Source organism: Pseudoalteromonas sp. T1lg24, from assembly GCF_002964745.1.
Taxonomy (GTDB): Bacteria; Pseudomonadota; Gammaproteobacteria; order Enterobacterales; family Alteromonadaceae; genus Pseudoalteromonas; species Pseudoalteromonas spongiae.
Genome location: NZ_PQCB01000033.1, coordinates 380,717 through 394,920 on the forward strand (window position 1 = coordinate 380,717; position 14,204 = coordinate 394,920).

Annotated in this window: 2 protein-coding genes (1 of these 2 cut by a window edge); both read right to left on the reverse strand. The window is 38.4% G+C overall.

Translation table 11 applies throughout. From position 1 onward, the window contains the following. Window positions 1–12,384, reverse strand: coding sequence for an exo-alpha-sialidase (locus C2M30_RS13975; protein WP_105172072.1), 12,384 nt, complete (start codon window positions 12,382–12,384; stop codon window positions 1–3). Beyond that, on the reverse strand, window positions 12,363–14,204 hold the final stretch of the coding sequence (locus C2M30_RS13980) for an IPT/TIG domain-containing protein (RefSeq protein WP_105172073.1). The gene runs 23,982 nt beyond the window's last position; 1,842 of the gene's 25,824 nt are visible here — the last part of the coding sequence; the start codon falls outside the window, past its right edge; its stop codon occupies window positions 12,363–12,365. The genes C2M30_RS13975 and C2M30_RS13980 overlap by 22 nt, the downstream gene beginning before the upstream one ends.

A 14,204-nucleotide genomic window follows, 5' to 3' on the forward strand; every position in this document is an offset into this window, starting at 1 on the left:
TTAATGCCAAATGATATTTGCGCCCGAGCTGTTTAATTTTTCAACTAACTCTTGATTTGCACTACCAAGACTGATAGTCACGTCAGGTGTGAACACTGCTTCATTAATATCACTCACTTCAACTCGGTTATTACCAAAATCGACATTTGCACTATTAATAACTTTGAGCCCTTTTAATAAATGAATACCTTGTAATGTTGCACCAGCAAGGTTGGTTAAGTCTTTAGAGGCTCGGACAGTCAAACTATTTTGATCATTTGCGACTATTTCATAAATTTCATCGTTTGTATCATCAACATTTAGATCTACTTTTCGACCTACAAGGCTACGTTGCTTATCTGATATTGAATCAACCCAAATTTTAGTACTATTTTCTTGACTACAATCTGTATCGATTTTCCACAAATTTCCCTCTAGTTTATTTACACACTCAATTTGATGCTTCCCAGCACCCCTGATGAATGTGCCTGCACCGTTAGACAAACTACTTGCCGAATTCTGCTTACTTACTTCCAAAATACCCGGTTCATTTACATTAGTTGCAATGTAAACCGTACCTTCCCCCGGTGCGTAACTATAATTTATATCTTCAGTTGTTTTAATATCGCCTGAAAACTGATTATCCATTGCGTAAATTGCAACGCGACCACCACCACCATAACGATAATAATTTCTATTCCAGCTTGTGTATTTAGACGACGCACTAATCATCCCTGCTCCTGAAATCACATCAGCAATAATTTTGATACTGCCTCCAGACCCCCCCAAATACTTATAATAACTACTAGCTTTACCGTCGGATGTTAACATTCCTTTCAAATCAATACGTTTGCTTTGCAACTTCAGTATACCACCCGCTTGAAGATTCCTGCCGATAGTCCCAGTAGAACCTACGGTATCAGGATCTGCATAATTCCCATAAGTGCAGTTTTCTTGGGCACTATAATTGGCTCCCCCATGGCAACCGCTATACCTGTTCGAAGCTAGATTAGAAAATTTTTCTACGGTATTAGACACACTAATTTCCGCTCCAGTCTCTACATTGATGAGCTCTTTGACTCTAATATCTAACAGATACGGTTCAATATTTTCAGGTAAGCTTATTTTACCATATTCCATTACAGTGAGATTTTGTGAAACATCGATATATGGTGTGGAGATAGTAAAGAGGCTATGAGGTGTAACTGTTAACGAACCTATAAACCACGCTTCATTCAACATTATGTTTACGTTTCCATTTAGCTCAACAGTGCCTTGCACATCGAACTTATTAAAATGCATCGGTTCATTCCTGTTTATTTCAACATTACCCATTACTTTAATATTAAGCGTTTCTGTGTTCCCTGTTATTTTTGCCCCAGTTTCAATCACTAAGTTACCTGTAATTACTAATTGTTCGCTGATGTACAATTCCAATGTAGAATTAGCATTTAATATTAGGTCTCCTTTAATAGTAAGCGTTTTCGCGTCTATCAAATCTGATTGATAGGACGCAAGGACAAGAGAGTCTTCAATAACTTTATAAGGCTCATATTTGATTACTTGTTGTGCTTCTAACCAAGCCGTCATCCTTTCAGACTGTTGGCCCATGTTAATAACGACATTTTGACCAATTGATGAATTTTCTAGGTCACTTATCTCTAGTTTATCAACATCAATATCCAGTCGCGTAAAATCACCCATTTTAAATGTATCAAAAGCATGAACCCCCACTAAAGTTCGGCCGAGAAAGGCTGATAAATCTTCGTTTGTGGTTATAGTAATAGTATTAGCAGTATGACTTACTATTTGATAAAAACGCTCATCATTGTCATCATTATCAAGGTCGACATACTCACCTGTGATACTAAAACCATTTGCCTCTTTTGCATCTTGCCAATTTGCTGTATTCGCAGTGATCTTCCATGTATTAATGTCGGTCTTCTCGATTCGGCTAATGGTATGTTTACCTATTATTGGCAATTTAATAAAATCAATGTTGGAACTATTTATGCCTTGTGTCGAAATATTGAAATCTCCAAATACAGAATTGATATGATTTACAAATACTTTTCCTCCGCTTGAACGCGTGTCATCCACTTGGCTTACCACATTAAAGGCTAAACTCAAATTGACTGAACTTTCAGATAAAGAGTACAAACCTGTACCAGTTACATTCTGAGCATGTATAAACCCTGGAATATCCGCTACAAATAAGCTTTCATTTAACAAGTCACTTACATTTAAACTGAAGTATTTTGCGGACCTTTCAGGACATTCACTTCCAAAGCACGAACTTCCATCTAATAAATCAACCGTTTTGTAGTTAATACTATACGAATCTTTCTCAGTAGAGTCTGCTTTTATCCTGATCATTCCTCTCCCAGTTTGGTCTTCTTCAATGAAGATATTTCCTTTAACATCTATTGGAAATAAGGCTTGCTGATTATCTGTATTTTCAAGACTAAGTTGAGAGTCAATACCTACGGTTATATCTCCATTAAACACCAGACCTTTTCCAGAACTTAACGACGAATAATTACCGTCCTCTATGACTACATTTTCTTCAAAAACTATTCCTTCATCACTAGAGAAGCGTAAATCACCTTTTGCGCGAACCTCAGATTCAAATGTAGTTTCTTTATTACAGTGCAATAGAACCATCGCATCTTTTAAAGTAATTAAGCTGCCGGCAAAATTACAGTAATTATTTACCTTTACATCTGCGAAGCTATTTTCACCAAAAACTAAGTCACCACCTATAGTTAAATTATCTATGCTTTCATACTTGAGGAAGTTATTGGAAATAAAGTCTCCCCCTATTATTAGTTCTCCAATCTCTACGCCTTGAGTGTGCCCATTACTGATAAAGTTACCGTGAATCTTGATTTGTGGAATTTTCGGACCTCTATTATTATAAAAGAAAGCATTTTCACTAATAAAACTACCTGTAATTTCTAATGATTGTCCCCCTTCAATCCGGAAATCTGCATACCCTGGAACGGTTAAGTCACCATTAATTAAAACATCTCCTTTTCCTGCAAACCAGGCAATGGCTTCATCTTCAAGAGTTAAGCCTTGTTTAAAATTAATATCATTATGGAAAGTGAAACTATTATGATTTTTAAAGCTAGCGGCTTTATTAACGTTTATGCCGTGAGGTGCGATAAAAGTAATATCGTTACCAAAAAATTGGTATCCTTGATTCAAATCTATACTTGTTTCAGAGGAATATATTTGATTTACAGACAATCCTAAAGGTGCATTAAACTCCATATAGCCAGCATAAAACTCAGAGCGATTTGATGATACTAACTGCTCAATCACTAGTTTATTATTGGCGATCAACCTTAAGTTATACAGCTCATTAGAATTATCTATAACTGTATTAAATACTAGGTTATTTTCAGCTTCAAAACTAAAACCAGCACCAGCAAGACTATTTGAGCCAACTTCAATATCGTGGGCAACAACCTTCAGTTCATAACTATCAAGTGAAGCGTTGAATGTAACCTTTTCACGAGCAATAAAATTATGACCGCTGCCTAATAATTGTACATCGTCCACGACAATATTATTTGCAAATAATGAGAGCCCGTTAATGTTATACACTGGTGTATCAGCTTTTATATGTATATCTTGGCTTAAATTAAGTTCAACGTCTCGCAATGCATCTAAACTTAATAACATGTCGAGTATCTCTTCTGGTATTTGACCTGCTTTAATACCCGAATCCCGCATATATAAGCTTTCTGGCTCAACAATATCATCACCAAAATCTGCATAAGTCCCTACTAATTCTAGGTGCTTAAACTTATGTAAACCTTGCAGAGTTTCTGGATAAAACCCAACTAAGTCATCGGTACTCCTAACAGTAAGTGCGCTTTCAGAGTTCGACATAATTTCAACATCGATGCTTTCCGCCTGGGCGTTAAACAAGCGAGCATGTAATCCAGTTAGTTCCCTGCCATATTCAGAAGTATTAGATAACCAAGGATTTCCAGTAACAGATACCACATAAACGTCGCTATCACTTTTCGACACACTCTCAATATCATGTAAACCAACGTTTAGGTAAGGTATTACCGATCCGAATAATACTGCATCATTATACTTATCAGTATTTTTTGGAATAACGGCAACCAAATGCTCAGGAGTTTCGTCAAGTGTTTGTTCACTGGTATTTAGCCCATTTTCATTCTGCTCTTTTGTCTTACTGATGGTTTTACCAACTGAGTCTAGCTCTTGGTATTTCATCTCAAGCTGAGCTTGTAAGGAGCTCACATCACCTAGATCATTATTCTTAACCAAAACTCTTGTTAGGCCTTCAATTTCTCTAACAATATTTTTCGAAGATTCAAACTTTTGAAATCTATTTTCACCATGCTTCTGTACATTAATTTGTTTATTCAAACTTGCGCCATACTCACCGTAACCAGTATCCTCAGGTGCCTTGCTTACAACATAGCGCTCGCCTAATGATTTATCGTTTAAAACAGCGACTCCACCAGCATATACTTTATACCATTCATAATCTTGCCAAATTCTTAGCTCTGTCATACTAATAGTGTTAGCAAGGGAGATTACATCATCATTTATATTTGATATTTCGGCCCCGCTAATTGTGCTCTGAGGAATTGGTGGTAACTGAGTACTATTAACAACTAAGTTATAATAATTTAAATTTAGCAAACTCTTAGAAAACAAAGGCCTTTCTTCATCATTGGACTTCTCTAAGCCATCTCCATGCGAATATGGCGATACTGATCTAGTAAGATCCTCGATTACTCCACCTTTAAATAGATTTCCAACACTTTCAACTACTAATTCATTTGTATCAATTAATAAGCTTATAAATTTTGATAAATTAGCGGGGTAATTATCGCCGTTGTCCCAACCAGAATCTGTAGCTGATTCTAACCAGACACCATCAGTATCGACCGTGATTCTGTTAGCGCTTAACTTAATGTGATTATGCGCATTAAGATACCCTTTCACTAAACAATCGAAAGCCTCAGGGCTTATAGCACAGCCGTCATCCTTTTCACCATTTGGAACAAACTCAATGCGACCATTTGCATTTAACTTCTGAGAAACCGTTATGCTGTTAGCGCTTGTAAACAAACTTCCACTATACGTCATATTTTCAACAACATTCAGTGTGTCAATGATTAAAGCTGAGTGACCCGTTGCAAAGAAACTCTGTCCTACATCTATTCGGTTTCCTAAACCTAATTCTGAAGAATCAATAGTTAAATTTTGACCAACATTCAAGTCAGCCATTGCATATAAGCTAGTTCGTTGGATATTAACGTTTCCACTGACATTAATTGAAGAAATTAGTTTTGGCAAAATCTGAAACTTACCAAAATGCTGAATATTAAAATTGATTTCCTCGAGTTCAATATTTGGGGTAATCGTAATTTTATATGCCTCATTTTTTGGTAACGTACAATACACATAAGTTGTATCATCCTTGTTACAACGCGCTATTCCAGCTTTCTGCCAATTCCCTTCACGCAACACATAAGCAGTGATTGCAAACCCCTCTGGAGAATCTTCAAGAATTGTTGATGACCATGGTCCCGTTTGTCTATCTGATGTAATATTAAGAGTCAGGTTTTCCTCACTTTTACGCAGATCTGCATATAGGTCAAATTCACTACTAACATTTTTGATTTTATCTTTGTTAAACGATAACAATGGTTCCAGTGTTAAATCTGTAAGTTGCAGAACTCCATCAACTTTACTTATTTCATTATCAATGCTTAGTTTGTAAAAACCTTCGTTTGAGAGATCGCATAACATTTTTTCTGTATCAAAGTCACCAGTAATCTTATGACACTCTCTACTAGCCCATGTTTCGTTATCAACTGAATGCATTAGATTTAGCTGATAATAATATGGGACTTCAGTATCAGGGTCTCTAGTTAAAAATAGGTCCATTTGCAATGACTTAATGCCATTACCATCTGAATAATAATACGCATCAACTCCTGAAGACTTAAAATTAGTTATTTCTGATAGGGTTATCTCAATGTCATATCTAGGTACCACCATTTCAAATGCACCATTTAATAACATATCACCTGAAACACTAAGTTCTTTCAAAGATGCGTATACGTCAGCATTTGCTTCAACAACTAAATCATTGTTAACAAGAAGTTCGCCATTAACAATAAGATTTACCCACCCTCTCATGGTTATTGAATCAGCGAAAACAGGACCACTAAACTTAGCAGTTTCGTTTTCCAAAACGACATCCCCCAAGTTAATAACTTCCACTACTTTAATTGTTGCCGTATCAGTATGTTCTCCGAAATGAACTTTAACTTGTGTCTCGCCAACATCCACAGCGCTAAACCCTTGGTATGAAGGAATTACAACTGATTCGTCTAACGACTCAAATACTAGATCAAAGAATCCTGAGTCGCTCACATCAATAATAAAATTTCGATTATTGATAGAAATAGTTGCTTTGATAGTAAGCCTAATATCACTGTCATCCGCCCCAATATTATGAGTTACACTCTTCGACGTTATTTGGATATTCGTCACTAGCTCTGGCTTAATAGCGCGGTCGTTGGCATCTGTTGGATCTGAGCCCGATGCAATTTCAATTGCATCATCAATACCATCACCATCAGTGTCAGCATTATTGATATCTGAGCCCCATTGATATTCAGTACCATCATTAACGCCGTCATCATCACTATCGGCATTATCAATTTTGCCACCTAACTGAATTTCAAGAGCATTTGATAGTCCATCATTATCGTAGTCTTCATTTGCATCTGACACACCATTACCATCACTATCTTGCTTAAGCGGGTGGTAGCCTAATTGATGTTCAAGATCATTACTGATGCCGTCCCCATCAAAGTCACCAGCTTGAGTTAATAGGATGAATGTTCTTGCATTTGCAACAAATAATGATGTCTCTTCTATCCTCGCACTCACACTTGCAACAATTTGCTTTCCTTCGTCTTGCTCAGCAATAACTGGTGCAGTTAATTCATGAGTTTGTGCACTTACCGCTAGACTTAGATTGTCTGATATGAAATTGAGTTCATTAATCTGATCCCATGTATAGTTATCAGCAAGTGCAAGCGTTAATGTGCTCGTTTGTTCTGATAATAAATATCCCAACGTTTGCTCAGGCAAGCTAAGGTCTGGTCCAATAAATTCATAATGTGACGCAAATATTGTTTCTTGCGTTTCATTACTCACAATTGCTGTGCCATGAGTACTTAGTTCATAAACAGCACCAAGCGTAAGCGGCTGATTCGGGATAAAGCGCAGTGTGACGTCATCATCAAACGAGAATTCACCTTCAACATTTACACCTTGTAAGCTCACGGTAGGCCACGCAAAACCGCTTGTTAATGAAACAGGCTCGTTAAATTTGACTTCAAGTGGAGTGATATCTAAATCAACAACTTGAACAAGTTTTGTATCGACAACGCGCGCGAGTAATCGGGCAAAGTTCAACGTCAAATCGCTTTCAGCATCAATGTTTAAGCTATTTGCAATATTTGTTACTGATATAATTACTTCTTCAACGGTATTGTTAGTCACCGTAAATGTCGCTGCACCGTTGTTTAGCGCTACAACGAATTGGTTAGTATCATTTGTGAACATCGCATCACCACTTACAAATACGTTTACTTCTCCATTTGCTGGCTGACCGTCAATTTCGGTGATCTGATTACCAAATTCGTCGGTCAATTGTAATTGTAAGGTTGCGGTTTCAGTTTGCTCAAGCACGTCTTCACGACCTGAAATATCATTGCTCATAGCTGATAATGACATCACCAATCTCGCCGGTACGTTAGCAGTCACGTTAAGAGGAATATCTGCACTGATTTGATACGAGCCATCTTGTTCTGATTGATAGCTTAAACCAACATCTGCAAGGTTGTCGGATAAACGTGCAAGCTTATATTCGCCCATCACTTCGGTGGCTTGGAACTCAATATTCGCTTTTCCGCCTACCAGCGTAATTAACGCTTTTTCACCAACATAATTTTCCCCCTGATAATAAGGTTCAACAAGAACATTCGGATCAAACGCAAAATGAAAACCTGGGTGGTTAAATACAAGCGCCACGTTGGCATTAGGCACATTCGTCGCTTTATTACCTGCCGCATCGACAAGTTCAAGCATCAAGTTTGCGGTTTCGTTGGCACGAATTGGCGCGATGTGCTCAACGCGAATTGCACTTGGTTCACCTGGTAATACTTCGAAGCGAACAATCGCAGGTAAGATGTTTGGATAATCTCGAAGTGTCGCTTCAGCAACATATTCGCTAACCACCAGATCCGAAGTATCAACTGAGAAATACGCCACACCATTACTATCGGTTATTACCGAATTAGATATTTTTTGCGCGGAATCACGCTGCGAAATGACTAAATCTACATCTTGTAACGCTACGCTACGATTTGCTAAATCTTTGACCCTAAATGCAAATTCTGCTGGAACGCCGACTTTTGCAAGCGATAAGTTAGCACTGTCAAACTCATCAGTTAAAACAATAGCATTGGGTACTTGTGATAATAGAATAGCATGTTGATCACTAACCGTAACTTGACCCAGTTTATCGGTAGCACGCAATGCAATGTGAATTTGGTCATTAGCTACAGTGGTAGATGGTACCTGAATACTCGCATTCATTGTTTCACGACATACTATGTTGCGGTTTATATCACAAATTGGCTTTGCAACCTTAAGTTCACCACCTTGATAAATAAGTAAGTCAAGTGCTAATTCTCGCAATAAACCATCATCAACTAAATTTAAGTCGATAAGTGTACCATTGAGTTTAGAACCGTAAATTGCCGCATCAGCAAAGCTTAAGTTACTTAGTTTCGGATGTGGCGCCTGATCTTTCATAACCGTAATCGATTTTTCAACGCGAGTTTGCTGCCCTTTCGAGTCAACAATGAGTAACGTTAGCGTCTCGTTTTTGTCACTGTTAACACGCAGTGAACGCGTATCTTGAATTGATAATGTTTTATTTATTTGTCGTTCGTTTACAGGATAACGCTTTACAAAATTTGGCCACTGTACTTCGATATAAGCGACTTCAATATCATCCTGCACATTCATTGTAACCTCAAATGCACTCTGTTCCAGAACTGCATTTGGTAAACTGATATCATTAACGACTGGACGCTCATCTTCTACCACCTCAACATTAAGACTTGTGCTATTGGTGTTATTTGCATTATCCGAAACTTCTAAACTATAGACATAAGTATCACCCGTGTTTTTCGCATGTTGTTCAATGCGAGACTGCGTATCTGTAAAGCCAGCCCAAATCACTGTGTTGTCACGTTTAAGCAGTGCCAAATTAATTGCACTTCCAGTATCACTAACGTTAAATGCAATACCATAAGGGTATGTGGTAGTAACACGCTTAGCATCATTCAGTGGCGACTCTAAACTGAGCGAGACTTGAGGTACTTCATCATCCAAATGGCGCTGTATCACTGTTGGTTGCGATTCGGTCACGTTGCCATACACATCAATTGCACGTGCCTTAATAAACTGCCCACTTTGCGCTAGCGTGAAATTATTGCGAACAATAAACTCTGGGCCATAATGTTTGCGAATAAGCTTATACGGACCAGATTCATCATCTGACAGATAAAACTCAACTTGACGGATATCTTGTGTCGCATTCTTAACTAGGGCTTCAATTTTTAGCGGTGCCGGTACATAACTTGGGTTACGGTAAAGTAGCTCAACGTTAAAGTTATTTTGCGGCAAGTCTTGGCTATGAAGTAGCATTGTGCGCTTATTACCAACAACTGAGTTACCTATACGGTCTTTCGTTACCGCATGGACTGTAAACTCATTACCATTACGTAATTCTCCAGGGATTGGGATCTGTACGCTAAATGGGAAGTGTTCGCTACGCGCGACTAACGCATCATTAACATAATAATCGACGCTCACAAGATCAGCTGAATGTGCAACAGCGAGGTCAATTGCTTGACCATGCACAAAATGCGTTTTATTAGCTGGTTTAGTCAGGTCTGCAACTAATTGACTTGGCTGTTCGCCACGCCATGCTAACTCGACACCATTAACGCCTAACGCCACCGCTAACTGATCTTTTGAGATAGCAAAGCCCGCAATATCAGCCTTCGCTTGATACATTAATTTATCTGGAGTGTTTGACGAAAGTTTATGTTCAAAGATCTCGTTATCGAGTGCATAAAGTACACTTTGTCCCTTTATTACAACATCTTGCACTTTATTTGAAAGAATCGTTTGGTAGATATTTTCGCTAAGATTATAGCTGCTAAGCTCTGTTCGAGAGGTTAATACTAGTGTATCACCAAGTGTATTAATTTCCTCAATTACCGAGTTGGTCGCAATCACACTATCAACACGCAGTGCAAATTCTTCCATAGGTAAACCAGGATGACTTACGCGATAAATCGTGCCATCTAACGTTGCAACATAGACCTCGGTCGGAGTCGCTTTTAACGCAGTGATCACTTCACCTGCGGCTACAGTGAAGGTATAGCGTTGCTCAAAATCATCTTTACTAATGATAGTTAACTGATCACTTGTTGCAGCATATAGGTAATTTTCATCAGTACTAAACATGCTATTGCTAGCAAACTTACCAAGATGTTGGCTACCACTTAATTGAGCTGAGTTAACTTGATACAGATAACCTGACACTTTATCAAACGCATAGATATCTGTATTGTCGAATATCAACGCACTAAACTCGCTCGCATATTCACTAGGGAAAAAGCTACGTCTTGCATGATTTGGTAAGCCCGTATATTGCGTTAGTGCATATGTTTTTTCAGCTACTATTGCACTTCCATTATGCAGCACAATGTGCTCACTGCTGCCTTTGTGTTTATTGCTAGTAAACAGTTGACGGTATGGTGCATTTTGATTTTGATTTAACGTCCAAACATCACCGTTATTTGATGTAATGACGCCATTTGATACAAACAGATCACTAATATCGCTTTGAATATTTTCACGGTAAATAACGTATGGCGTTGCTTCATTTAAGCTAATGATTAGTAATTCATTTGCTAAACCATCATAAGCAAGCAGTTCATTACCAAGGCTCGAAACGGCATTAATTGCCATGACTGTGAGCTGATGCTGAGATAAACGACCGTTGTCAATACGATATAGACCACCTAGTTCATCAAATGCGATGAGGTGACCATTATGAACCACCGAGTGAGCCACTTCAGCAGAAAGTTCAAAGGATAAATCAACCTCAAGTTCATGATTAAAACGAGTTAGTGTGTCTTGATAAGTCACCCAAATGCCATCGTTCGCTACTACAACCTGCTGTGCAAGCGTACCAGATGGAAGTTGCTGAGCAGACGGCTCTAGGCTATTTCCTTTAATATCAAACACAATAATATTACCAGCATCACTGATTGCAAAAACTTGTTGCTCATATATTGCCAGCGCTTTGAAGTCTATCTGACTAGGGTAAATACCCAATATTGCGTAATCATCCTGCCAAGACATAAACGCAATACCTAGGCCTTCTAGCGCAATAAGTAGTCGGTCTTGCAACAATTTAGCATCGAGTACATTACCATCGAATTGACTAACTGGGAGGCCATCCTTATACAATTTACTATGGTTTATTGTGTACTGATTATTAGCAATACTAAATTGATACTCAAATGGCGATACCGGACTATCTTTAATTAATTGATATGGTTGAGCAACGGCTACTTGTTTATCAACTTTAGTTTCATTACCTAAGCCATCTTTCAACAGTGCTTCAATGGTGAAACTATCGATATCATTAGGGACAGCAAATGACACCGGCTCAACACCACTGGCGATAATCGTTCCATTTAAAGTCGATACCTTAAAGTCAGCATGTTGAGGAATATCTGTACTCAATGTAACAAGGCTATTCGAGTAAACTTTATTGCCAACACCTTGAATATTTGCATCTAAGGATTGACGAAGCGGTACGACCTTAATGCCAACCGATTTTTCGATATAGTTATAACTTTGTTCGAAATACGCGCGAACTCGAATGGTATATGTGTCATACCGGTCGACTGCTGGTACTTTAAATGCTGTGTTGGCATTAACAGAGTTTGTAGTAAAAGATAACAAGTTAACTTTATTGAAATCTTGTAAGGTCACCTCAACATGCTTGAATTGAGACAAGTCAATTCCACTTGCTAACACCTCAAGACTAACCCAATCACCTTCTGTAAACTGGCTGTTGTTTTGTGGGTTTGAGATTAATAGCTGCCCTTGTGGAACTGTATTTTCAAGCACATCTAATGTAAATGGTGCAAACGTGGTTGAACCATTAGATAGGTTAAGTACTTTACTTGTAGTTACTGTAGTCCAACCAGCTACACTATTTTCGGTTGCCATTGAACTCGGCTACCTTCAAAAGTAAATGGTACAAAAGCCATGGTATTTTTAAACGTAGCGACAGTTGGGACAATTGCCGTATTAACTATCGATTGACTAAGATTCCAATTCACTTGGTCATTTGTTAACCCTGAATCAGCTGGCACATCAATTTGATACCCATTCGTTATATCACCATCGATATAAATAGTTAATTGCGTCGCGTCTGTAAGCTCATTATTAGCAATAAACAAGGTGTTATCATCCGCCCAACTGCTAATCAAATAACCGCCTTGCGCATTGACAATGGTGAGCTCTGCAAACGACTCAAGAGATGTAAACCCACTAATGGCAACACCACCAAGCTTGCGTTCTACAACCAATGATAAGGCTGGTGTAAGTGCTTTAACAACACTGTATTCAGCAAGTTCACTCTGAGAATGTAACCATAACTTTTTGTTTGTGAAAGTTAGATCATATTGCCAGTCAAGTGCCCCTAATGATTTATCTTGCTTCAATACATACCAAATTGGTGATTGAATTGGGTACTGAACTTTTAACCAAACTCGACCAGCGTTATCCATGTCTATCGCATGAATAACGCCGAGCTCTTCAAAGTCACCAAGCTTAACGAGTTCTTGGTTCTGATTTAACTCAAACGCATGAACGGCGTTACCCTCTGTAATGTAAATTGTTTCTTGATTAGCAACTAAGCTTATAGGTGAAGTAACCGCATGTTGATAAGTCGTGACACGTTGCCATGACAAACTTTCGTAATCGGCAGCTAACTTAGTTAATTGACCATCAGTGAGTAACCAAAGCTTTCCACGTACAAACACTGCATCTTTTAACTGTTGTGCAGTTTGATAACCGATAAACTCTACTACTCCGTTTCGCGAGAAATGTTTTACAAGCAGCACATTGCCTTGTTGAATTGCGACCAAATTCTGTTCAACTGACAAAACATCGCCATGAATTGCACTTCGCGTGATTTCCTTTCGTTCATTCGGGTCGAACATTGCTATAAACTGCTGATTATTTTCTCGATATTCAACGTAATAATGGCCACCAGAGTGATATAATTTCGAAGCGACGGTATTTGGTCTCTGATATACTATCGTATCGTTTAGCTTGATCTCAAAACCGTGATTTGTACGTTGTTGCAATGTAATTGGCTGATTATTGAAACTTGCAACATCAACAAGATATGACTCCTTGTCGTTGAAAGACGCTAGTACATTGCGTGAGCTGTTTACATAATCATGTTTTTGTATAGTAAGCTCTTCTTTCTTCTCGTTACCAGATACATCTTTTAGGGTACTGCTCACCTTAACTTGGCCTGACTCAATACCGGTTTGCCAAAGTGCTGATGTCGTGTCCATAGCAAGTGTTTCAGTCGAATTGTTGCTGTCTGTTATTACAATATTTGACTCGTCTGAATAATCAACCATGCTTTGTGGGCGCTGCCCTTGAACATGCATCGCCAAGCCAGAAAGTATGTCATCATTTGGCCACACTTTAACTGCAATATCTTCATCGAGAGAATCATCTTTAATCACGTTGACAAAGCTACGAGCAACATAGTCCTCGCCTTCTAACGCTAGTAATACGACAAGGTCTTCGTTTGTATAAGGCATCTTGATTGTGACATTAAAGCGATCTACGTCGTCATTTGGTTTTATAATTTCAATAGCTTCAGGGTTACGTGAGTCATTTTGATCTGCACCAACTAGTATTGCTAATGTCGCTTTTTCGATATGGCGCATTAATACGGTAAGTTGAACTTGCTGCCCTTCTCTCACATACTCACCATCACTTGGCGAAATAATACGTAGTTCAGG